General features: G+C 62.9%; 22 protein-coding genes and 1 other RNA gene. 4 read left to right on the top strand and 19 right to left on the bottom strand.

Features of this window, described 5'->3' with window-relative positions; all coding sequences use genetic code 11:
• Positions 1-76: 76 nt before the first annotated feature.
• The 17 genes from ftsZ to rsmI form a co-directional block, all read right to left on the bottom strand.
• Complete coding sequence (ftsZ, locus tag REH59_RS23995) at positions 77-1,273, bottom strand: cell division protein FtsZ (RefSeq protein WP_003251871.1); 1,197 nt, start codon at positions 1,271-1,273, stop codon at positions 77-79.
• Between the two features lie 55 nt (positions 1,274-1,328).
• Positions 1,329-2,591, bottom strand: coding sequence for a cell division protein FtsA (ftsA, locus tag REH59_RS24000; RefSeq protein WP_003251867.1), 1,263 nt, complete (start codon positions 2,589-2,591; stop codon positions 1,329-1,331).
• 14 nt (positions 2,592-2,605) lie between these two features.
• Entirely contained in the window at positions 2,606-3,475 is an 870-nt protein-coding gene (locus tag REH59_RS24005) for a cell division protein FtsQ/DivIB (RefSeq protein WP_003251865.1), read from the bottom strand.
• Between the two features lie 5 nt (positions 3,476-3,480).
• Complete coding sequence (locus REH59_RS24010; protein ID WP_003251863.1) at positions 3,481-4,437, bottom strand: D-alanine--D-alanine ligase; 957 nt, start codon at positions 4,435-4,437, stop codon at positions 3,481-3,483.
• Positions 4,434-5,882, bottom strand: coding sequence for a UDP-N-acetylmuramate--L-alanine ligase (gene murC / locus REH59_RS24015; protein WP_003251860.1), 1,449 nt, complete (start codon positions 5,880-5,882; stop codon positions 4,434-4,436). The genes REH59_RS24010 and murC overlap by 4 nt, the downstream gene beginning before the upstream one ends.
• Entirely contained in the window at positions 5,875-6,954 is a 1,080-nt protein-coding gene (murG, locus tag REH59_RS24020) for an undecaprenyldiphospho-muramoylpentapeptide beta-N-acetylglucosaminyltransferase (protein WP_014861333.1), read from the bottom strand. Before murG ends, murC begins: the two co-directional genes overlap by 8 nt.
• Positions 6,944-8,158: a putative lipid II flippase FtsW gene (ftsW, locus tag REH59_RS24025; protein WP_003251856.1), complete on the bottom strand. Its 1,215-nt coding sequence runs from the start codon at positions 8,156-8,158 to the stop codon at positions 6,944-6,946. Before ftsW ends, murG begins: the two co-directional genes overlap by 11 nt.
• Complete coding sequence (murD, locus tag REH59_RS24030) at positions 8,155-9,501, bottom strand: UDP-N-acetylmuramoyl-L-alanine--D-glutamate ligase (protein ID WP_003251854.1); 1,347 nt, start codon at positions 9,499-9,501, stop codon at positions 8,155-8,157. Before murD ends, ftsW begins: the two co-directional genes overlap by 4 nt.
• A 6-nt stretch (positions 9,502-9,507) precedes the next feature.
• Positions 9,508-10,590, bottom strand: coding sequence for a phospho-N-acetylmuramoyl-pentapeptide-transferase (gene mraY / locus REH59_RS24035; protein ID WP_003251852.1), 1,083 nt, complete (start codon positions 10,588-10,590; stop codon positions 9,508-9,510).
• Entirely contained in the window at positions 10,590-11,957 is a 1,368-nt protein-coding gene (locus tag REH59_RS24040; protein WP_003251850.1) for a UDP-N-acetylmuramoyl-tripeptide--D-alanyl-D-alanine ligase, read from the bottom strand. Before REH59_RS24040 ends, mraY begins: the two co-directional genes overlap by 1 nt.
• On the bottom strand, positions 11,950-13,437 hold the full coding sequence (locus REH59_RS24045) for a UDP-N-acetylmuramoyl-L-alanyl-D-glutamate--2,6-diaminopimelate ligase (protein WP_041167361.1): 1,488 nt from the start codon (positions 13,435-13,437) through the stop codon (positions 11,950-11,952). The genes REH59_RS24040 and REH59_RS24045 overlap by 8 nt, the downstream gene beginning before the upstream one ends.
• Positions 13,437-15,182: a peptidoglycan D,D-transpeptidase FtsI family protein gene (locus REH59_RS24050; RefSeq protein WP_161775025.1), complete on the bottom strand. Its 1,746-nt coding sequence runs from the start codon at positions 15,180-15,182 to the stop codon at positions 13,437-13,439. Before REH59_RS24050 ends, REH59_RS24045 begins: the two co-directional genes overlap by 1 nt.
• Positions 15,182-15,475 carry a cell division protein FtsL gene (ftsL, locus tag REH59_RS24055; protein ID WP_003251845.1) on the bottom strand — a complete coding sequence of 98 codons (294 nt, stop codon included), beginning with the start codon at positions 15,473-15,475 and terminating at the stop codon, positions 15,182-15,184. The genes REH59_RS24050 and ftsL overlap by 1 nt, the downstream gene beginning before the upstream one ends.
• Positions 15,472-16,419, bottom strand: coding sequence for a 16S rRNA (cytosine(1402)-N(4))-methyltransferase RsmH (gene rsmH / locus REH59_RS24060; RefSeq protein WP_003251843.1), 948 nt, complete (start codon positions 16,417-16,419; stop codon positions 15,472-15,474). The genes ftsL and rsmH overlap by 4 nt, the downstream gene beginning before the upstream one ends.
• A complete protein-coding gene (gene mraZ / locus REH59_RS24065; RefSeq protein ID WP_004575120.1) occupies positions 16,416-16,871 on the bottom strand; it encodes a division/cell wall cluster transcriptional repressor MraZ in 456 nt (151 codons plus the stop codon). The genes rsmH and mraZ overlap by 4 nt, the downstream gene beginning before the upstream one ends.
• Before the next feature lie 308 nt (positions 16,872-17,179).
• An RNA gene (rnpB, locus tag REH59_RS24070) (RNase P RNA component class A) lies at positions 17,180-17,555 on the bottom strand.
• Between the two features lie 67 nt (positions 17,556-17,622).
• A complete protein-coding gene (gene rsmI, locus REH59_RS24075) occupies positions 17,623-18,417 on the bottom strand; it encodes a 16S rRNA (cytidine(1402)-2'-O)-methyltransferase (protein WP_230065380.1) in 795 nt (264 codons plus the stop codon).
• A 267-nt stretch (positions 18,418-18,684) separates the two neighbouring features.
• Here rsmI and REH59_RS24080 point away from each other — a divergent pair, with 267 nt between their 5' ends.
• The 4 genes from REH59_RS24080 (at position 18,685) to REH59_RS24095 (ending at position 22,128) form a co-directional block, all read left to right on the top strand.
• Positions 18,685-20,502: a penicillin-binding protein activator gene (locus tag REH59_RS24080; protein WP_012053655.1), complete on the top strand. Its 1,818-nt coding sequence runs from the start codon at positions 18,685-18,687 to the stop codon at positions 20,500-20,502.
• Complete coding sequence (locus tag REH59_RS24085) at positions 20,502-20,873, top strand: YraN family protein (RefSeq protein WP_003251836.1); 372 nt, start codon at positions 20,502-20,504, stop codon at positions 20,871-20,873. The genes REH59_RS24080 and REH59_RS24085 overlap by 1 nt, the downstream gene beginning before the upstream one ends.
• An 86-nt stretch (positions 20,874-20,959) precedes the next feature.
• On the top strand, positions 20,960-21,553 hold the full coding sequence (locus REH59_RS24090) for a phosphoheptose isomerase (protein WP_012053657.1): 594 nt from the start codon (positions 20,960-20,962) through the stop codon (positions 21,551-21,553).
• Positions 21,550-22,128, top strand: a complete 579-nt coding sequence (locus tag REH59_RS24095) for a BON domain-containing protein (RefSeq protein ID WP_004575118.1) — start codon at positions 21,550-21,552, stop codon at positions 22,126-22,128. The genes REH59_RS24090 and REH59_RS24095 overlap by 4 nt, the downstream gene beginning before the upstream one ends.
• A gap of 60 nt (positions 22,129-22,188) precedes the next feature.
• On the opposite strand, the gene REH59_RS24100 is transcribed toward REH59_RS24095, so the two are convergent.
• Positions 22,189-22,620 carry a ClpXP protease specificity-enhancing factor gene (locus REH59_RS24100; protein WP_003251830.1) on the bottom strand — a complete coding sequence of 144 codons (432 nt, stop codon included), beginning with the start codon at positions 22,618-22,620 and terminating at the stop codon, positions 22,189-22,191.
• 10 nt (positions 22,621-22,630) lie between these two features.
• Positions 22,631-23,254: a glutathione S-transferase N-terminal domain-containing protein gene (locus REH59_RS24105; RefSeq protein ID WP_003251828.1), complete on the bottom strand. Its 624-nt coding sequence runs from the start codon at positions 23,252-23,254 to the stop codon at positions 22,631-22,633.
• Positions 23,255-23,338: the final 84 nt, after the last annotated feature.

The following is a 23,338-nucleotide window of genomic DNA, read 5'->3' on the forward strand; positions in this document are numbered from 1 at the left end:
TCAACAAAGGCTGGGGATGATAACAGACCCAACCTTTGATGAATACCAATCACCTTTATACCCCTGATAAATTCCATTAATCAGCCTGACGACGCAGGAATGCCGGGATATCGAGGTAGTCCAGGTCATCCTGAGGGTTCAGTTTAGCGGCTGCGGCAGCACCTGCATGCGCCTGGTTGCGCATGACGGTCGGGCGCTCCAGGTCACGGTAGTTGACCGCTGGCTGCTCCTGGCGCACCGGCGCAGGATTGGACGCTTCGTACGCCTGCTGGGCAGTCTGCAGGGTATTGTCGACCACCTTCACAGGCTTCTCGATGCGTGCGCCCAGACCAGTGGCCACCACGGTCACGTGCAGTTCGTCACGCATGTCCGGGTCAATCACGGTGCCGACCTTGACCATCGCGTGGTCGGAGGCGAAGGCTTCGATGATGCTACCCACGTCGGAGTACTCACCCAGCGACAGGTCCGGGCCTGCGGTGATGTTCACCAGGATACCGCGGGCGCCCTGCAGGTTGACGTCTTCCAGCAGCGGGTTACGGATAGCTGCCTCGGTGGCTTCACGTGCACGGTTCGGGCCGCTGGCGCAGCCAGTACCCATCATGGCCATGCCCATTTCACCCATCACGGTGCGCACGTCGGCGAAGTCGACGTTGATCATGCCTGGGCGCTTGATGATGTCGGAGATACCGCGTACGGCACCGGCCAGTACATCGTCAGCCTTGGCGAAGGCAGACAGCAGGCTGGCATCCTTGCCCAGGATGGTCAGCAGCTTCTCGTTGGGGATGGTGATCAACGAGTCGACGCTTTCAGCCAGCATGCGGATGCCTTCATCGGCGATCTGCATGCGCTTGCGGCCTTCGAACGGGAACGGACGGGTCACCACTGCAACGGTGAGGATACCCATTTCCTTGGCCACTTCGGCAATGATTGGCGCTGCACCGGTACCGGTACCGCCACCCATGCCGGTAGTGATGAACACCATGTTGGTGCCCTGCAGCACTTCAGCGATGCGCTCACGGTCTTCCAGCGCGGCCTGACGGCCGACTTCCGGATTGGCACCGGCACCCAGGCCCTTGGTCACACCCGTGCCCAATTGCAGGATGGTGCGCGCGCCAATGTTTTTCAGCGCCTGGGCATCGGTGTTGGCGCAGATGAATTCCACGCCTTCGATGCTGCTCTTGACCATGTGATTGACGGCGTTGCCGCCACCACCACCAACGCCGATCACTTTGATGACCGGACTTTGCGGGACGTTGTCTACGAGCTCGAACATTTTCCCTCTCCTTACAGTTCTCTAGTTGTTGCGCCTACCACTACTGCTTTGAAACTTAGAAGTTGCCCTGGACCCACTTCTTGAAGCGTTCAAGCACTGGGGCCTTCGGTTCATCGCCATAGCTGTTGCTGCTGCTGTTGCTGTTACCGGTCAGGGCCAAATCCTCGGACTGCTTCAGCAGGCCGTAGGTGAGCAAGCCCACACCGGTGGAATAGATCGGGTTGCGCACCACGTCGCTCAGCCCCCGAACGCTGTGCGGCACGCCCAGGCGTACCGGCATGTGGAAGATTTCCTCGGCCAGTTCCACGGCGCCTTCCATCTTCGCGGTGCCGCCAGTGAGGACGATGCCGGCGGGCACCAGGTCTTCGTAGCCGCTGCGGCGCAGTTCGGCCTGGATCAGGGTAAAGAGCTCGTCGTAACGTGGCTCCACCACCTCGGCCAGGGCCTGGCGCGACAGCTCGCGCGGTGGGCGATCGCCCACGCTTGGTACCTTGATGGTCTCGCCAGCGCCAGCCAGTTTGGCCAAGGCACAGGCGTAGCGGATCTTGATTTCTTCGGCGTACTGGGTCGGGGTCCGCAGGGCCATGGCGATGTCGTTGGTCACCTGGTCGCCGGCAATCGGGATGACCGCCGTGTGGCGGATGGCGCCCTCGGTGAAGATGGCGATGTCGGTGGTGCCGCCACCGATGTCCACCAGGCACACGCCCAGTTCTTTTTCATCATCGGTCAGCACCGAGTAGGCCGAAGCCAGCTGTTCGAGGATGATGTCGTCGATTTCCAGGCCGCAGCGGCGCACACACTTCTCGATGTTCTGGGCGGCGTTGACGGCGCAAGTGACCACGTGAACCTTGGCTTCCAGACGCACGCCAGACATGCCCAGCGGCTCGCGCACGCCTTCCTGGTTGTCGATCACATAGTCCTGCGGCAAGGTGTGCAGCACGCGCTGGTCGGCCGGAATCGCCACGGCCTGGGCGGCGTCGAGTACGCGCTCCAGGTCGGCCAGGCTGACCTCGCGGTCACGGATGGCAACGATGCCGTGGGAGTTCAGGCTGCGGATGTGATTACCGGCCACACCGACGAACGCCGAGTGGATACGGCAGCCGGCCATCAGCTGCGCCTCTTCCACGGCGCGCTGGATCGACTGCACGGTGGACTCGATGTTCACCACCACGCCTTTTTTCAGGCCACGGGACGGATGGGTGCCGATCCCGACGATTTCCAGGGTGCCGTCTTCGCCCACTTCGCCCACCAGCGCCACCACCTTGGAGGTGCCAATGTCCAGCCCGACGATCATTTTGCCGCTATGCGCGTTTGCCATGGTCCTGCCTCTCTCTAATTCTTCGCAACGGCGGGTTGGGCCGTCGTCGGTGCAATCGGTTCCCGCCAACCAACGGCAAGTCCGTTGGAATAACGCAGATCAATGCGGGCGATAGTGGTGATCTGGTCTTTGAGTGTCTTGTCGTAAATGGCAATGAAACGGCGCATCTTCTCCACCAGATGATCGCGCCCCAGCAGCAACTCGATGCCTGGCCCGGCACTGCTCGCACCGGTGGTCAGGAACCAGCTGCCTCGCTCGCGCAGCTCCAGGCGAGCGATGGAAAAGCCCAAGGGGCGCAGCATCTGGCTCAATACCTGATACTGCTGCATGACTTGTTGCTGAGCACGCTGCGGCCCGGCCAGCTGCGGCAGGTGCTCATAGTTGGCCAGCTCGCGCGGGGTGAAAGCCTGACCCTGGTTGTTGAGCAGGGCTGCGTCCCCCCAGCGTGCCACCGGCAGCTGCTCTTCAAGGCGGATCACCACCTCGTCGGGCCACACCCGGCGCACTTCGGCGTGGGCGATCCACGGCATCTGCTCGAGCTCGGCCCGCATCGCCGGCAGGTCGACGCTGAAGAAGCTCGCCGCCACGTAGGGCGCGATACGCTGCTGCACCGACTGCTGACTGATGTAGCTGAGGTCGCCCTGCACATCGATCTTGGTGATCGGGCGGTCGGCGTACGGCATCAGGCGAATGGCGCCCTCGTAGGCACCAAAGCCGGCCGCCACCAGCAACACCGGCCACAGCAAGCGCTTGAGGCCGCCCAGGCTTGGCCGGGGCAGGCGCGCCGATACGGGCTCGTCGGCCACCAGCCGGCTGGCACCACGCGGCACCGGCTTGCTACGGCCGGTAACGGGTTGCTGCTGACGTATCATCGCGCCTTGCATGGTTATTAACCTCGCGTCGCCACGCTTTCGGCCAGGATTGCCAGCACCAGTTGCTGGAAGTCCAGGCCAGCCGCGCGGGCCGCCATGGGCACCAGGCTATGATCTGTCATGCCTGGTGCGGTGTTGACTTCGAGCAGCCAGAACTGGCCCTGCTCGTCCTGCATCACGTCCAACCGCCCCCAGCCTTCGATGCCAATGGCATCGCAGGCGCGCGCGGTCAGGTCGATCAGTTCCTGTTCCTTGACGCTATCCAGCCCGCACGGGATGCGGTACTGGGTATCGTTGGCGATGTACTTGGCGTCGTAGTCGTAGAACACGTGCGGCGTACCCAGGGCGATCGGCGGCAGCACCTGGCCGCGCAGTACCGCGATGGTGAACTCCGGACCGTGGATCCACTGCTCCACCAGTACCTGGGAATCGTATTTGGCGGCGTCCTGCCAGGCGGCGACCAGTTCCTGGGCGCTGTTCACCTTGGCCATGCCGATGCTAGAGCCTTCATGGGCGGGTTTGACGATAAGCGGGAAGCCCAGTTCCGTACTGGCCTGCAAACAATCGCTTTCGCTCGCCAGCACCGCGTGGCGTGGCGTGGGAATGCCCAGGCTCTGCCACACCTGCTTGGTGCGCAGCTTGTCCATCGCCAGCGCAGAAGCCAGGATGCCGCTGCCGGTGTAGGGGATGCCCAGGCACTCCAGCAAACCTTGCATGCTCCCGTCTTCACCGCCACGGCCGTGGAGGATGATGAAGGCGCGGTCAATCTTCTCGCTCTGCAGGCGTGCGAGCAGGTCGTCACCGACGTCGATGCCAACCACGTCGACGCCGGCAGTGCTCAGCGCATCGATCACTGCGGCGCCAGATTTCAGCGACACCTCACGCTCGGCGCTCTTGCCACCGTACAGCACGGCGACGCGGCCGAACGCCTTGACGTCCAGGGTCGACTGCAGCTTGTCGTAGGCGCTGGTCATTTCGACTTCTCCTGCTTGGCGCCTGCGAACAGCGGGCTTTTCATCAACTGCGGGGCCAGGCCGCCGACATCACCGGCACCCTGACAGATCAAAATGTCGCCAGCGCGCAGCAGTGGCTTGACCAGCGGTGCCAGCTCGACGCCGCGCTCGATGTAGATCGGGTCCAGCTTGCCGCGCTGGCGGATGCTGTGGCACAGCTGACGGCTGTCGGCACCGGGGATCGGCTCTTCGCCGGCCGGGTAGACCTCCATCAGCAGCAGCACGTTGGCATCGCCCAGCACCTGGACGAAATCGTCGTACAGGTCGCGGGTGCGGCTGTAGCGGTGCGGCTGGTAGACGATCACCAGGCGGCGGCTTGGCCAGCCACCGCGCACAGCCTTGATCACCGCCGCCACTTCGGTGGGGTGATGACCGTAGTCGTCGACCAGCATCACACTGCCGCCTTCGACCGGCAGCTCGCCGTATACCTGGAAGCGACGACCGACACCCTGGAAGCCGGACAGGCCCTGGACGATGGCCTCGTCAGTAATGCCTTCGTCAGTGGCGATGGCGATGGTCGCCAGGGCGTTGAGCACGTTGTGGTTGCCGGGCATGTTCACCGAAACCTCCAACGGCTCGCGATCACGGCGCAGCACGGTGAAGTGGGTCTGCATGCCCTGCTGACGCACATTGATGGCGCGGATGTCGGCCTCTTCGCTGAAGCCGTAGGTCACGGTAGGACGCTTGACCTGCGGCAGGATCTCGCGAACCACCGGGTCGTCCAGGCACATCACCGCCAGCCCATAGAACGGCAGGTTGTGCAGGAACTCGACGAAGGTTTTCTTCAGCTTGTTGAAGTCACCTTCGTAGGTCGCCATGTGGTCGGCGTCGATGTTGGTGACAACCGCGACCATCGGCTGCAGGTGCAGGAAGCTGGCATCGCTTTCGTCTGCTTCAGCGATCAGGTAGCGGCTGGTGCCCAGCTGCGCATTGGTACCGGCAGCGGTAAGACGGCCACCGATAACGAAGGTTGGGTCCAGGCCACCGGCGGCGAACACTGAAGCCAGAAGGCTGGTCGTGGTGGTCTTGCCGTGAGTACCGGCAACGGCCACGCCATGGCGGTAACGCATCAGCTCGGCGAGCATCTCGGCACGCGGCACCACCGGAATGCGCCGCTCCAGTGCGGTGGCAACTTCCGGGTTGGCCGGGTTGATGGCGCTGGACACCACCAACACATCGGCGGTGGCAGCGTTCTCGGCGCGGTGGCCGACGAAGATCTCAGCGCCAAAGGACTCCAGGCGCTCGGTCACCGGCGAGGCTTTAAGGTCCGAACCGGACACTTCATAGCCCAGGTTCAGCAACACTTCGGCAATACCGCACATGCCCACGCCGCCGATGCCGACGAAGTGAATGCGGCGAATACGGCCCATCTTCGGCTGGGGCATGGCTTTCTGGCTCTCAACCATGGGCCACCTCCAGGCAGATATCGACCACGGTGCTGGTTGCAGCAGGTTTGGCCAGGCGCCGTGCGGTGCCAGCCATGACGTTGAGTTTCTCGGGTTGCATCAGCACCTCGTTCAGGCGTTCAGCGAGTTGCGCTGCGCCAGTTGTCGCTTGTGGCATCAGGAAGGCAGCGCCTTCGCGGGCCAGATATTGGGCGTTGTGGGTCTGGTGATCGTCGATCGCGTGGGGCAAAGGCACCAGCATCGAAGGCAGGCCTGCTGCCGCCAGCTCGCTGACAGTCAGAGCACCGGCTCGGCACACCACCAGGTCGGCCCAGCCATAGGCTTGAGCCATGTCGTTGATGAAGGGCTCTACCTGAGCCTCGACGCCCACCTCGTGATAACGCTCGGCGGTGATCGGTGCGTGCTGCTTGCCGGCCTGGTGGAACACCTCTGGCCGCAGCGCCGCGGGCACTTCAGACAGGGCCTTAGGCAACAATTTGTTCAATGGTTCCGCACCCAGGCTGCCACCGAGCACCAACAGGCGTGCGCGGCGCTCGCCCAAGGGCACGCGTTGCGCGTCCATGAAGAGTTCCGGGCGCACCGGGTTGCCGGTGGTGCGACGCTTGTCGCTGGCCTCGAAGGTGTTCGGGAAAGCTTCGCAGACCCGCGCCGAGAGTGGCACCAGCAACCGATTGGCGGTACCGGCCCTGGCGTTCTGCTCATGGATCACCAGTGGCACGCCGCACAGCCGCGCGGCCACGCCGCCGGGGCCGGTCACATAGCCGCCAAAGCCCAAGACACATACGGGCTTGAGCTGGCGAATGATGCGCCGTGCCTGCAGCACGGCCTTGACCAACGTGAAAGGCGCCTTGAGCAACGACAGCTTGCCCTTGCCGCGCAAGCCGCTGACCTGAATCAGGTGCAATGGCAAGCCTGCCTGTGGCACCAACTCGTTCTCGATGCCACGCGGGGTGCCCAACCAGTGCACGCTGTAACCGCGCGTCTGGAACTCACGGGCGCAGGCCAGCGCCGGGAATACGTGCCCCCCGGTGCCGCCGGCCATGATCAATACATTTTTGCCTTCAGCGGCCATGACTGGTCTCCTCGGCAAAATCGCTTTCGCTGAATTCGTGCTCCTCACTGCCCAGATGCGTGCGGCTCTCCCACTCGATGCGCAGCAACAGGCCTACGCAGGCGCAGCAGATCACCAGCGAGCTCCCCCCGTAACTGAGAAACGGCAGGGTCAGGCCCTTGGTCGGCAGCAGGCCGACGTTCACACCGATGTTGATCAGGAACTGGCCAATCCACAGGAAAGCCAGGCCGAACGCCATGTAGGCGGCAAAGAACTGTTTGGCCTTCTCGGCCCACAGGCCGATGTACAGGGCGCGCACGGTGACGAACACGAACAGCGCGACGGTCAGCAGCGAGCCGACCACGCCCAGTTCTTCCGCCAGGACCGAGAACACGAAGTCGGTGTGCGCTTCAGGCAGGTAGAACTGCTTCTGCACGCTGTTGCCCAGGCCAACGCCCAGCCACTCGCCACGGCCGAAGGCGATCAGTGCCTGGGTCAGCTGGTAGCCGGAGCCGAACTGATCGGCCCAGGGGTCGGTGAACGTAATAAGGCGCGCCATCCGGTAGGGCTGCGCCTGGACCAGGACAAATACCGCCAGCACCGCCAGCACCACCATCAGGCTGAAGCGGAACAGCCCCACCCCACCCAGAAACAACATGGCCGCCGCCGCGCCCATCATCACCACGGTGGCGCCAAAGTCCGGTTCCATCAGCAGCAAGGCGGCCATGGGCAGCAGTACGATGAACGGCTTGAAGAAGCCCATCCAGGTTTCGCGTACCTCGGTCTGTCGGCGTACCAGGTAGCCGGCCAGGTAGATGACCACGAACACCTTGGCGATTTCCGAAGGCTGCACGTTGAAGAAGCTGAAACCGATCCAGCGCATGGAGCCGTTAACCTCACGGCCGATACCCGGCACCAGGACCAGGACCAGCAGGCCGAAGGCGCCAAGCAGCATCATGAAGCCCATGCGCTGCCAGGTGGCGATTGGCACCAGCATGGTTGCACCACAGGCCACCAGGCCGAGGAACACGTACACCAGGTGGCGGAACATGTGATACAGCGGGTTGCCGGACTGTACAGCAGCCACTTCCGAGGAGGCCGAAGTGATCATCACCAGGCCCAGGCCCAGCAAGGCCAGGCAACCGGCGAGCATCGGGAAGTCCAGGTCGACGCCACGGCCGCTGATCAGCGGCGACGGGTAGGGTTTGAAGATGCCGAAGATCATGCAAGACCTCCCGCTGCCTGGGCGAACAGACGCCCCCGTTCCTCGAAGTTCTTGAACATGTCGAGGCTGGCGCATGCTGGCGACAGCAGCACGGCATCGCCGGCCTGGGCCAGTTCGGCACACTGCTGTACGGCATCGTCAAGCGTCTTGACCCGAACCAGTGGCACGGCATCGCCCAAGGCCTCGGCCAGGCGCTCGGCATCACGGCCGAGCAATACCACGGCGCGGCAGAAACGCTTGACCGGCTCGCGCAGCGCAGTGAATTCAGCACCTTTGCCGTCACCACCGGCGATCAGCACCAACTTGCCTTCGATATCGGCGCCCAGGCCTTCGATGGCGGCCAGGGCAGCACCGACGTTGGTGGCCTTGGAATCGTCGTACCAGTTCACGCCATTACGCTCGCGTACCCACTGGCACCGGTGGGCCAGGCCACCGAACTCGCGCAGGGCCGCGAGCATGGGCTCGAACGGCAGGCCGGCAGCATGCCCCAGGGCCAGCGCCGCCAGGGCGTTGCTCTGGTTGTGAGCACCGCGAACCTTCAGTTCACGCGCCGGCATCAGCGTCTGGAACTCGAACGCCAGGTATTTTTCACCGTCCACTTCACGCAGGCCAAACGCTTTGAAGTCGGGCGAGTTGAGGCCGAAGGTCCAGCATGGTCGGCCTTCCACCGGCAGCGGCCGACTCAGGGCGTCCTGGCGGTTGACCACCACCTGGCGGGCACCGCGGAAAATCCGGTGCTTGGCCAGGTGGTAGGCCGGAAGGCCGCTATAGCGGTCCATGTGGTCTTCGCTGATGTTCAGAACAGTCGCCACTTCGGCGTTGAGCTGGTCAGTGGTTTCCAGCTGGAAGCTGGAAAGCTCCAGCACGTACAACTCGATGTCATCGGCCAGCAGGTCGAGCGCCGGGGTACCGAGGTTACCGCCCACGGCCACTCGCTTGCCGGCCTTGGCGGCCATTTCACCGACCAGCGTCGTGACGGTGCTCTTGGCGTTGGAACCGCTGATGGCAATGATCGGCGCCTTGGCATGGCGAGCAAACAGCTCTATGTCGCCAGACAGCTTCACGCCACGCGCGGCCGCCTGCTGCAAGGCCGGCGTGGCCAAGGCCAGACCGGGGCTCACGTACAACTCGTTGGCGCGGCACAGGAAGTCCACGTCCAGTTCACCACAGCGCACTTCCACCTGCGGGTAATCACGGCGCAGGGTTTCCAGTTCCGGCGGTTGCTCGCGGGTATCGGCGACCGCAAAGGCAATGCCCCGGCTCGCCAGGAAGCGAACCAGGGACATGCCGCTCTTGCCGAGGCCGACAACGATGCGGAATTGGTCGGAAGCGATCAAAGACACGCTCATCTACCTCAGTTTCAGGGTTGCAAGGCCAATCAGCACCAGGATCACGGTGATGATCCAGAATCGGACGATCACCCGGGGCTCTGGCCAGCCCTTGAGTTCAAAGTGGTGGTGGATCGGCGCCATGCGGAACACGCGCTTGCCGGTCAGCTTGAAGGAAGCGACCTGGATGACCACCGACAGGGTTTCCACCACGAAGATGCCGCCCATGATGAACAGCACGATTTCCTGGCGCACGATGACGGCGATGGTGCCCAGCGCGGCGCCCAGCGCCAGCGCGCCGACATCACCCATGAACACTTGCGCCGGGTATGTGTTGAACCACAGGAAGCCCAGGCCGGCACCGATCAGCGCGCCGCAGAACACGATCAGCTCGCCCGAGCCCGGCACGTAGGGGATCAGCAGGTACTCGGCAAACTTCACGTTACCCGACAGGTAGCAGAAGATGCCCAGCGCGCCGCCGACCATCACCGTCGGCATGATTGCCAGGCCGTCAAGGCCATCGGTGAGGTTGACCGCGTTGCTTGAGCCGACAATGACGAAGTAGGTCAGTACGACGAAGCCGACGCCCAGCGGAATGGTGACATCCTTGATGAACGGCAGGATCAGCGTGGTCTCGACGCTGGTTGGCGCCGTCTTGTACAGGAACACCGCCGCAGCCAGGCCGAACACCGACTGCCAGAAGTACTTCCAGCGGCTTGGAAGGCCACGGGAGTTCTTTTCGATCACCTTGCGGTAGTCATCGACCCAGCCAATGGCACCGAACGCCAGGGTGACGATCAGCACAACCCAAACATAGCGGTTGCTCAGGTCGGCCCACAGCAAGGTGCTGACGGCGATGGCCGACAGGATCAGCGCACCACCCATGGTCGGGGTGCCGGACTTGGACAGGTGCGATTGCGGGCCGTCGTTACGCACGGCCTGGCCGATCTGGCGAATTTGCAGGGTACGGATCATCCAGGGGCCCAGCCACAGCGCCAGGGACAATGCGGTCAGTACGCCAAGAATCCCGCGCAGGGACAGGTACTGAAAGACCGCAAAGCCTTTGTGGAACTGTTGCAGATACTCGGCCAACAGCAGCAGCATTAATGTTTCTCCCCGCTGGCACCGCACAATGCCGCTACGACGTTTTCCATCGCAGCGCTGCGCGAGCCCTTGATCAAGATAGTGGTGTCACTGGCATTCTCGGCGCTAACCGCATCGATCAGCTCAGCTTGAGTAGCGAAATGGCGGCCATTGGCGCCGAACGCCTTGACCGCATGTGTCATGTTGGAACCCACTGCGTACAGGGCGTCGACCTTGCCACGCGCGTAGTCACCCACCTGACGGTGGCCTTCTTCCGCCCATTGCCCCAATTCGCCGATATCCCCAAGCACCAGAACGGTGCGTCCGGAAAAGCCGGCGAGTATATCAATGGCTGCGCACATAGAGGTGGGATTTGCGTTGTAACTGTCGTCGATTACCCGTACCCCGTTCGGCGCGATCTGCGCCACGGTACGCCCCTTGACCGGTTGCACCGCCGCCAGGCCGGCGGCGATGCCGCTCAGGCTCAGACCAACGGCATGTGCAGCGGCGGCGGCGGCCAAGGCATTGCTGACGTTGTGTTCACCCAGCACATTGAGTTGCACGGCTACCGTTTCACCGGCGCCATGCAGGGTGAAGGACGGGCAGCCACGGGCATCGCGACCAATGTCTGACGCGTGGAAATCGGCCTTCGGGTTGCTGCGTGCGAAACTGACAACCTTGTGCGCACCGGCACGCGCCTTCCAGATATCAAAGGCTTTGTCGTCCAGGTTGAGAATGGCAATACCGCCTTCGCCCAGGCCTTCGAGAATCTCGCCCTTGGCTTCGACGATCTTGTCCGGGCCGCCGAATTCGCCAACGTGGGCAGTACCGGCATTGTTGATGATGACCACCTGCGGTTGCGTCAGGCCCACGGTGTAGCGGATTTCGCCAATGCGCGAGGCGCCCAGTTCGATCACTGCTGCGCTGTGCTCCGGTGCGATCTCCAGCAGTGTCAGCGGTGCACCGAGGTCATTGTTCAAGTTGCCGCGGGTAGCGTGCACCAGGCCACGGGTACGCAGGATGCTGGCGAGCATTTCCTTGACCGTGGTCTTGCCGCTGGAACCGGTAATGGCCACTACAGGCTTGTCGAAAGCCGCGCGGTTCAGGGCGCCGAGCTGACCCAGTGCTACCCGGCAATCCTTGACCAGCAACTGCGGCAGGTCGACACCGGCCACTTCACGCTCGACCAGGGCAGCCACTGCGCCTTTGGCTTTCACATCCGCCAGGTAGTCATGGCCATCGAAACGCGGGCCGGCCAGGGCGACGAACAGCTGCCCGGCGCTGACACTGCGGCTATCGATGCTGACGCCGGTGAACGTGGCGTCGCCACCGATGTGTTGACCCTTCAGTGCTGTGGTCAGCTGGCTGAGTGACAACGGCTTAAGCATGTGGAGCCTCCCAGGCTGCAAGTGCCTTTTCGGCTTCGGTCAAATCGGAGAAATCATGGCGCTCGCCATTGATCTCCTGGTAATCCTCGTGCCCCTTGCCGGCCAGCACGATCACATCGTTGGCAGCGGCGGTGGCAATCAGGTGCGCAATGGCTTCGCCACGCCCGGCGACGAACTCGACGTCGTCAGGCCTGGTGAAACCGGGGCGAATGTCATCGAAGATGCGCGACGGATCTTCAGTGCGCGGGTTGTCGTCGGTGACCAGTACGCGGTCGGCCAGGCGCTCGGCCACTTCGGCCATCAGCGGGCGCTTGCCGCGATCACGGTCACCGCCGCAGCCGAACAGGCACAACAGTTTGCCATGAGCGTGCGGGCGCAGGGCCTCGAGTACTTTTTCAAGTGCATCCGGCGTGTGCGCATAGTCGACCACCACCAGCGGCTTGTCGCCGCCACCCAGGCGCTGCATGCGGCCTACCGGCCCCTGCAGTTGCGGCGTGACCTTGAGGATCTCGTCCAGCGCATAGTCCAGCGCCAGCAGGGTCGCGACAGCGGCCAGCATGTTGCTCAGGTTGAAGCGACCCAGCAGTTGGCTGCGCAAGATACGCTCACCTTGGGCGGTGACGAGGGTGGCGCGCACGCCATCGTCACTGAATACGGCTTCGCGGCAGAACAGCGAGGCTTCAGGGTTTTCCAGGCTGTAGCTCAGCAGCCGGGTTTCGATATGGTCGACACTCGGGCGACGCGCAAAGTCGGCCGCCAGACGACGACCAAAGTCGTCATCCAGGTTGACCACCTGGCAACGCAGGCTCGGCCAGGCGAACAGCTTGGCCTTGGCGGCCTCATAGGCTTCCATGCTGCCGTGATAGTCGAGGTGGTCGCGGGACAGGTTGGTCATCACCGCGATGTCGAATTCCAGTGCGGCAACCCGGCCTTGCTCCAGGGCATGGGAAGACACTTCCATGGCCACGGCCTTGGCGCCGCCTTTCTTGAGGTCGTTGAGGGTCGATTGCACGGCAATCGGGTCGGGCGTGGTCAGACGGCCGCTCTGCAACTCGCCGTAGAAACCGGTCCCCAGGGTGCCAATCAGGCCGCAGCGCTGGCCAAGCAGGTCGAGTGCCTGGGCTACCAGTTGGGTCACGCTTGTCTTGCCGTTGGTGCCGGTCACGCCGACCAGATTCAACTGGCGGCTCGGTTCACCGTAGAAGCGCCCGGCGATGTCTGACAGCTGAGCGATCAGGCCTTTGACCGGAATCAGCGGCGCATCGGTCAGCGGCAGCACGCTGGCACCCTGCTCTTCGTAGGCCACGGCGGCAGCGCCACGGGCCAGGGCATCGGCGATATGCTCGCGGCCATCGACCTTGGCACCCGGCACCGCCAGGAACAAGTCACCCGGGCGCACATTACGGCTGTCCAGGGTCAGCTCACGAATCAATGGATCACGGCTGGCGTGGGCGAAAAGTTTGCTTAGTGGCATTGTCATCATCCACGCCCTCCCTTGGCGGCTGCTGCATTGACTTGCGATTGCACGGCGGGTGCAGGTGCAGGTGGCGGCAGGTTGTCTGGCGGCACGTTCATCAGGCGCAGGGTGCCGGACATGACCTTGCTGAATACAGGCGCCGATACCAGACCACCGAAGTAGCCGCCCTTGCCCGGCTCGTCGATGACCACAACGATGGCGTAGCGCGGGTCGCTCATTGGCCCGAAGCCGGCGAACAGCGAGCGGTAGGCGTTTTCGGTGTACCCCTTGGCACCCACGGTGGCCTTACGCGCGGTGCCGGACTTGCCGGCCACGTGATAGAACGGCACCTGGGCACGGAAGACGCCGCGCGGCGCTTCGATCACCTGCTGCAGCATGCCTTGAACGGTTTCGGCGACATCCTTCGGAATGGCCTGCACGGCTTCCGGCGCCTTGTCGACCTTGATGATCGACAGCGGCACCATCTTGCCGTCGTTGGCCAGCGCCGCGTAGGCATGCACCAGCTGCAGGGCAGTCACCGATACGCCGTAGCCATAGGACAGGGTTGCGGTCTCGGCCTTGCGCCACTCACGGTGGTTGGGTAGGTTGCCGACACGCTCACCCGGGAAGCCGAGACCGGTGTACTGGCCCAGGCCGACCTGGGACATGACCCGGTAGATGGCCTCGCCGCCGATGTCGAAGGCGATCTTGCTCATGCCAACGTTACTGGAGTTGATCAGGATGCCGGTCAAATCAAGAATCGGGCCCTCGCTGCGCGACACGTCCTTGATGGTGTAGCGCCCGATCTGCAGGCTGCCAGGGTACACCTCGACCTTGTCGGTAGGCTTCCAGCGGCCGCTCTGCAACGCCGCACTCATGGAGATCGGCTTGACCGTGGAGCCTGGCTCGAACACGTCGATGATCGCCCGGTTACGCATGGCCGCCGGGAACATGCTACGGCGGTTGTTGGGGTTGTAGGTCGGCTGGTTGACCATGGCCAGGACCTCACCGGTCTTGACGTCCATGATCACCAGGCTGCCGGCCTTGGCGTCCTGTTCGGCAATGGCATTGCGCAGCTCGCGGGTAGCCAGGTACTGCAGGCGCAGGTCTATCGACAACGCCAAGGTCTTCCCGGCCTTGGCGTTCTTGGTTACCTGAATGTCCTTGATCAGCCGGCCGCGCCGGTCCTTGATCACCTGGCGCTTGCCGGGCACACCGGCCAGCCACTCGTCATAGGCCAGCTCCACCCCTTCACGACCGTGGTCGTCGAGGTCGGTAAAGCCGACCATGTGTGCAGTCACATCACCGGCCGGATAGAAGCGGCGGAATTCTTCCAGGCCGTACACACCAGGCACTTTGAGGTCGAGCACGTGCTGGCCCTGCTCGGGGGTCAGCCCCCGGACCAGGTAGATGAACTCTTTGTTGGCCTGCTGGGTCAGGCGCTCGATCAACTGCTGCGGGTTTTGCCCCAGCGCAGCGGCCAATTGCGGCCAGCGCTCCTTAGAGGCCTGCATCTCTTTGGGGTTGGCCCACAACGTGGTGACCGGGGTACTCACGGCCAACGGCTCACCGTTGCGGTCGGTAATCAAGCCGCGGTGCGCCGGGATGGGGATGTGACGCAGGCTGCGTGCATCGCCCTGGCCCTTGAGGAAGTCACGGTCAACCACCTGGAGGTCGATGATGCGCCAGCAAATGGCGCCGACCATGATCGCCAGCAAGCCGATCACTACGCGGAAGCGCCACGGGTAGAGTGCGCCTTCGAGCTTCATCATGGCGCCACCATCCGGACTTCGTCAGCTGATGGCACGCGCATCTTCAACTGCTCGGAGGCCAGGCTCTCGATGCGGCTGGCAGCAGTCCAGGTACTCTGCTCAAGAATCAGCCGGCCCCACTCGGCCTGAGCCTTGTCGCGCTCGTTCAATTCACCGTACAGGGTGTTGAGCAGTTGACGGTTCCAGTGCGCACTGTAGGACACGGCAATGGCCGAAACCAGCACGCCGACAAACAGCAGAAGCATCAGGAAGCTTCCGCCTGGCAAGGGTTTGGCAAGTAGCCTGCTCACCGCAGCTTCTCCGCCACGCGCATCACGGCGCTACGCGACCGCGGGTTGGCCTTGAGCTCGGCCTCGGAGGCGAACTGAGCCTTGCCGATGAGCTTGATTTTCGGCTCGAAGACCTTGTGCTGAACCGGCAGGTTGCGCGGCAGGTTGTCGGCCTCACCCTTCACCAGCTTGCGCATGAACAGTTTGACGATACGATCTTCCAGCGAGTGGAAACTGATGACCGCCAGGCGACCACCGACTTCGAGCGCATCGAGCGCAGCCTCAAGGCCAGCCTCCAGGTCGCCCAGCTCGTTGTTGACGTGAATGCGAAGGCCCTGGAAGGCACGGGTAGCCGGGTTCTTGCCCTTTTCCCATGCCGGGTTGGCCACTTTGAGCACCTCCGCCAGGTCGGCGGTACGGGTGAAGGGCTGTTTTTCACGGCGCTCGACCACGGCACGCGCCATGCGCCCGGCAAAGCGTTCTTCGCCGTACTCCTTGAAGACGCGGGCGATTTCTTCCACGGGCGCAGTGGCGATGAACTCGGCGGCACTGATGCCCTGGTCCGGGTTCATGCGCATGTCCAGCGGGCCATCATTGAGGAAGCTGAAGCCACGCTCTGGGTCATCCAGCTGCGGCGAGGACACGCCCAGGTCCAGCAACACACCACTGACCTTGCCGTGCAGGCCGCGCGCTGCGACTTCCGCACCCAGCTCGGCAAAACTGCGCTGCACAATGACAAAGCGGCCGTCTTCGGCCGCCAGCGCTTGCCCCGTGGCAATCGCCTGTGGATCTTTGTCGAAGCCCAAAAGCCGCCCTTGCGGCCCAAGCTTGCTGAGAATCAGACGGCTGTGTCCGCCACGGCCGAAAGTGCCGTCCAGATAGCAACCGTCGGCGCGCAGGGCCAATGCCTCGACAGCTTCGTCGAGCAGGACGGTAATGTGGTTGAAGCCGCTATCTATGGTCACAGGATCAGGTCACGCAATTCGTCGGGCATGGCGCCCGGTTGTTGAATAGCTGCAAGGTCAGCTGCCGAAACCGCGTTCCAGGCATCTTCATCCCACAGCTGGAATTTGTTCAGTTGCCCCACCAGCATCGCCTTCTTGTCGAGCTTGGCGTACTCACGCAGGCGGGGCGGCACCAGGAAACGCCCGCTGCCATCGAGCTCCAGGTCAACCGCATTACCGATCAGCAAACGCTGCAGGCGGCGGTTTTCCTCACGCAACGATGGCAAGGCACGCAACTTGGCTTCTATCTGTTCCCACTCATCGAGGGGATAAACACACAAGCAGGGGTCTACGGCGTCAATGGTCACGATCAGTTGGCCATTGCAACGTGAGTCGAGCTCGTCACGGTACCGGCTCGGCATGGCGAGACGGCCCTTTGCATCGAGGCTGACGGCGTTGGCTCCGCGGAACACGGCTGTGATTCCCCACAATGTTAGCTTTTTTGTGTCAGAAAACCCACTTCATCCCACTTTCTGCCACTTGCGCACACTATAGGAATCCGCCCGCAGCACCGTCAAGGCACGTTCATAAGGAAAAGCCTTACAGGACCGAGATTTAGCGCAACAACGGAATGTGGAAGGACTGCCAGAGAGAGAAAAACACGAGAAAAATCAAACCCACGCAAACGAATGGAGTTCGAAGTTAAAGTAATTTATTAAGAGTAAGATTTTTTCGGTATTACCAGAGAGGATCTGCTATCGATTCAAGCAGGGAAAGAAAGGTGGAGAGTCGATCTGTAAGCCGGGTTTTGTCGAGGACAGTCATTCCTCTACGACGGCCATCACTGGACGCCTCTAGCAACCTACCCGGTTCCGACGCGGGCCACGCCTGATGGAACCCTATTTGGTCTTGCTCCGAGTGGGGTTTACCTAGCCACGAACTGTTGCCAGCCGTGCGGTGCGCTCTTACCGCACCTTTTCACCCTTACCGGCACCGAAGTGCTTAGGCGGTTATTTTCTGTGGCACTTTCCGTAGGCTCACGCCTCCCAGGCGTTACCTGGCACTCTGCCCTATGGAGCCCGGACTTTCCTCCCCCTGCTGCTCACACAACAAAAAGTTGCGGAACAAAAACAGGCAGCGACTGTCCGATCGACTCTCCGCCGCCAAGGTTACCGGCACGCGCGCGCAAGAACAAGCGCTAACGCCATTTATATCAAACTGCCACTATTCGGCTTTCTGCTTTTCAAGGGCCAGTTGATACAACAGGTTCTTGCGCACCCCGGTAATTTCCGCTGCAAGCGCCGCCGCCCGCTTCAGTGGCAACTCAGCCAATAGCAGGTCGAGCACGCGCTGTGCTTCGGCACTGATGGCCTGCTCGCCCTCCGGCGCACTCCATCCGCCGACCAGCACCACGCACTCACCGCGCTGCTGATTGCTGTCGCCGGCTACGAACGCACGCAACTCAGCCAGCGGCAAGCCCTTTAGGGTCTCGAAGGTCTTGGTCAGTTCGCGCGCCAGCAACGCCGGACGATCGCCACCAAATACCGCCTCCATGTCTTCAAGACACTCCAGGATGCGATGCGGGGCTTCATAGAAGATCAACGTGCGCGGCTCTTCCCTCACCTGCTCCAGGCGCGCCCGGCGCCCTGCCTGCTTGGCCGGCAGGAAGCCTTCGAAGATGAAGCGGTCCGATGGCAGGCCTGCCGCCGATAGCGCGGCGATCAAGGCACAGGCGCCCGGCACCGGCACCACGCTCACCCCCGCGGCCCGCGCCTGACGCACCAAGTGGTAGCCCGGGTCGGAAATCAGAGGCGTGCCGGCATCAGAGACGAGCGCCACATTTTCACCCGCCAGCAGCTTGGAGAGAAAACGCCCGCCCTCGTCACGCTCGTTGTGCTCATGACAAGCGGCCAACGGCGTATCAATGCCAAAGTGTTGCAGCAGACGGATCGAATGACGGGTGTCTTCGGCGGCGATCAGCGCCACGTCCGCCAGCACCTTCAGCGCCCGGGCGCTCATGTCGTCGAGGTTGCCGATGGGGGTTGCCACCACATACAGCGTCCCCACCGCGGATTTCGAAGCCCCTGCCACATCAGTCACTGCGCACACCTGTCATTCGGATCAAAGGCGCCATTGTAGCCCGAGCGCCTGCAACAGGGCGCAAAGAAACTCGCCGGCGATCAGGAACACGCCACCTATAGTGAAGGATCGACACAGCAACATCGCGCCCCGGCCAGTGCTTGGGTACAATTGCCGGCCAACTTGATCGAGTAACAGGACCTTTACATGATCGCTTGCCTGCGGCTGCTCACAGCCCTCTGCCTCGCCGCCCTGCTGGCAGCCTGCGCCAGCTCGCCCTCATCCAGCCTGGGCGAACTGCCACGCACCCCGGATGCCAGCATCGAGCAACTGCTCGAAAAGGCCGCTTCCAGCAAGTCTGCAGAAGACGCCGCCCTGCTGCGCCTGAGCGCGGCCGACCTGGCCTACAAGCAGAAGGACTTCCCACGCGCCGCACGCATTCTCGAGCAGGTCCCGCTGGACACGCTCAAGCCGGCCCAGCAAGTGTTCGCCAGCACCCTCGCGGCGGAACTGGCCATGAGCCGCAACCAGCCCAAAGCAGCGCTGACCGCCCTGGCCCACCCGAGCCTGCAGCGCCTTGCCGAGCTGCCGACAGAACAGCAAGTGCGCACCTACAGCGTGCACGCCGCCGCGCTCGAAGCCGACGGCCAGGCCCTGGCTGCCGCACAGCAGCGCACTCTCCTGGCCCCGCTGCTTGGCGGCCAGGCCGCCAGCACCAACAATGACGCCATCTGGGCCTTGGTTGCATCGCTTCCGGCAGAGCAACTGCAGCAGCCAACCAACGATCAGACCCTGGCTGGCTGGACCAGCCTGGCCTTCGCCGTGAAAAGCGCTGGCACCCTGGAGCAGCAGCAAGCGGCCATCGAAGCCTGGGTCAAACAGCACCCGGACCACCCTGCCGCCCAGCAACTGCCGCTGGCCCTGACCAAACTCAAGGAACTGGCCAGCCAGCCGCTGACCAAGATCGCCCTGCTGCTGCCTCAGGAAGGCCCGCTGGCTGGTGTAGCCCGCGCCCTGCGCGATGGCTTCATGGCCGCCCACTTCCAGGCCCAGCAAAGCGGCCAGCCAGCGCCTGCGGTGCAGGTGTTCGACAGCTCGCGTATCGGCTCGCTGGACGACTTCTATCGCCAGGCGCAAGCCGCCGGCGTGCAACTGGTCATCGGCCCGCTTGAAAAACCATTGGTCAAACAACTGGCCGCCAAACCCCAGCTGCCGATCACCACGCTGGCCCTGAACTACGCCGACGCTGGCCAGAAGGCGCCGCCACAACTGTTCCAGTTCGGCCTGGCGGCCGAAGACGAAGCCCGTGAAGTGGCCCGCCGCGCCCGCGCCGATGGCATGGTCCGCGCCGTAGCCCTGGTGCCGAGCGGCGAATGGGGTGACCGTGTCCTGGCCGCCTTCCGCCAGGACTGGGAAGGCAATGGCGGAACCCTGCTCGCCGCCCAGCGCATCGCCCAACCGGTCGCCCTGGCCCAGCAGATTGCCGACCTGTTCCAGCTGCGCCAGAGCGAAGGCCGCGCCAAGAGCCTGCAAAGCACGGTGGGCGGCAGCATCGCTGCACAACCGTCGCGCCGCCAGGACATCGACTTCATCTTCCTCGCCTCGACCCCACAACAGGCGCAGCAGATCAAGCCGACCCTGAACTTCCAGTACGCCGGTGATGTGCCGGTCTATGCCACCTCGAACCTGTACAGCGCCAGCGGTGACATCAACCAGTACAATGACATGAACGGCATCCGCTTCTGCGAAACACCGTGGCTGCTCGACACCAGCAACAGCCTGCGTCAACAGGTTGTACAGCAGTGGCCGCAAGCCGCTGGCAGCCTCGGTCGCCTGTATGCCATGGGCGTCGACGCCTACAGCCTGGCGCCGCGCCTGGGCCAACTGAAAGCGCTACCAGACAACCGCATCCTGGGCCTTTCGGGCAGCCTGAGCATCAATGCCAACCAGCGCGTCGAGCGCCAGCTGCCATGGGCCGAGTTCACCGGCGGCCAGGTCAAGCGCCTGCCTGACACCGCGCGCTGATGGCCGCAGCATCGCCTACCCGTGCCGGGCAAGCGGCAGAAACCCAAGCCCTTGAGTACCTTCAGGGGCAAGGGCTGCAGTTGCTGGCGCGCAACTGGCGATGCAAAGGCGGCGAGCTTGATCTGGTCATGCTCGACGCCGATACAGTAGTATTCGTCGAAGTCCGCTACCGGTTGCACGCGGGCTTCGGAGGCGCCCTCGACAGTATCGACGGGCGCAAGCAGAAACGGTTGGTGCTTGCCGCCAGCCTGTTCCTGCAGAAGGAGGCCCACTGGGGCAACTACCCCTGCCGCTTCGACGTAGTCGCCCTGCAGGGTAGCCACCATGCAGGCAGACCGCTTCAATGGCTGAAAAACGCCTTCGAATGCTGAACCCACTTCGTTTTTTTTGCTCTATGTATCGCGGGCTGGTCGTTGTTGCGCGTAGCAAAGGCCACCGCCCCATTTAAGGTCACCAGATGGACATGCAATCCCGAATTCGCCGGCTGTTCGAGGCCAGCATCGAAACCAAGCAACAGGCAATGGACATCCTGGCACCGCACATCGAGCAGGCCAGCCTGGTCATGGTCAATGCGTTGCTCAACGAGGGCAAGATGCTCGCCTGCGGCAACGGCGGCTCGGCCGGCGATGCCCAGCACTTTTCATCGGAGCTGCTCAACCGCTTCGAGCGCGAGCGTCCCAGCCTGCCAGCCATCGCGCTGACCACCGACAGCTCGACCCTGACCTCGATCGCCAACGACTACAGCTACAACGAAGTCTTTTCCAAGCAGATCCGCGCCCTGGGCCAGCCCGGTGACGTTCTGCTGGCGATCTCCACCAGCGGCAATTCGGCCAACGTAATCCAGGCAATCCAGGCCGCACATGACCGTGAAATGATTGTCGTAGCATTGACGGGTCGCGATGGCGGCGGCATGGCTTCGCTGCTGCTGCCCGAAGACGTGGAAATCCGCGTGCCTTCGACAGTTACCGCGCGTATCCAGGAAGTCCACCTGCTGGCGATCCACTGCCTGTGCGATCTGATCGACAGCCAACTGTTCGGGAGTGAAGAATGACCCCTATGCGCCTGGGCCTGATGGCCCTGACCCTGTGCCTGAGCGTCACTGGTTGCAGCTCGGTACTCACCTCTACCCGCAATTCGCCGATCGAGGACGATCGCGGCACGCGCACCATCGGCAGCAAGATCGACGACTCGCTGATCGAGACCAAGGCTGCCGTGAACATTTCCAAAGCCAACCCAGACCTGGACAAGGGCTCGCACATCGTTGTCAGCAGCTACAACGGTATCGTCCTGCTGGCCGGGCAGACCCCACGCGCCGAGCTCAAGAGCCTCGCGGAGCAAACGGCCAGCCAGGTCCAACGGGTCAAGAAAGTACACAATGAGCTGCAAGTGATGCAGCCCTCCTCCATTCTGGCGCGCAACAACGACGCCTGGCTGACCACCAAGATCAAGACCCAGATGCTGACCGACAACGCCGTGCCCAGCTCGCGCATCAAGGTGATTACCGAAAACGGCATCGTCTACCTGCTGGGTCTGGTCACCCGTCAAGAAGCCAACTCGGCCACTGCCGTGGTGCAGGGCGTGTCGGGCGTGCAGAAGATCGTCAAGCTGTTCGAGTACATCGATTGACTCAGTGATTGCCTGGACAGGCCAAACAAAAAAGGCGATCCATCTGGATCGCCTTTTTTGTTACTTGACCACTTTCAGGCTTGGCCGGCCAGTCGGACGCGGCGGCTGCCCTCCATCGTCTGGCGGGCCATCGTCATCCGGCTGCACATCATCGTCTTCGAGCTCGTCGCCATCCATCGAAGACGGCTCCAGCTCGAAGACCATACCCTGGCCATTTTCGCGGGCGTAGATACCCAGGATTGCACCAACCGGCACGAACAGCGAGTGAGCCACACCACTGAAGCGGCCCTCGAAGCTGACTGCGTCATTGTCCATGTGCAGGCTACGCACGGCACTTGGCGAGATATTCAAGACGATCTGGCCATCACTGGCGAAACCATCCGGCACCTGAACTTTCGGGAATTCGGCATTGACCAGCATATGGGGCGTGCAATCGTTGTCGACGATCCACTCGTACAGTGCTCGAACCAGATAGGGGCGACTGGAGTTCATCAACGGCTCCTTAAAGCTTGCGCATTTCACGTTCTACGGAGGACAGGCTCGCCTGAAAAGGCTCGCGGGCGAACTGGCGCTCCATGTAATCCAGCAGCGGCTTGGCTTGCCGCGGCAATTCGATACCCAACACCGGCAAACGCCAGAGTATGGGCAATAGACAGCAATCGACCAGGCTTTGCTCATCACTCATGAAGCAGGCGAACTCGCCAAACAACGGCGAGACCCCGGTCAGGCTTTCGCGCAAGGCCTTGCGCGCTTCGGTTCGGGCAGCTTCACTGCTACGCGGGTCAAGCACGGTATCGGCCAAGGCACACCAGTCGCGCTGGATGCGGTGCATCAGCAGACGGCTGTTGCCACGCGCAACCGGGTATACCGGCATCAGCGGCGGGTGCGGGTAACGCTCCTCGAGGTATTCCATCACCACGGTCGATTCATACAACGCCAGGTCACGATCGACCAAGGTCGGCACGCTGCCATAAGGGTTGACCTCGGCCAGCTTCGGCGGCAGGCGGGCGGGATCGACATCGATCAACTGCACGCTGACGCCCTTCTCGGCCAGAACCAGGCGCACCCGATGAGAATAGTGATCAGCGGGATCGGAATAGCAGGCTAACCTGTTGGTTGCGCCCATGTAGCGGCTCCTCGCACGGATGCTTGTGCAACTTTAAATGAAAACGCGCCCGGGGTGGCCTGGCAATACTGCTAGGCCACCCCG

The sequence above is a fragment of the Pseudomonas sp. BO3-4 genome, assembly GCF_034044115.1.
Taxonomy (GTDB): domain Bacteria; phylum Pseudomonadota; class Gammaproteobacteria; order Pseudomonadales; family Pseudomonadaceae; genus Aquipseudomonas; species Aquipseudomonas alloputida.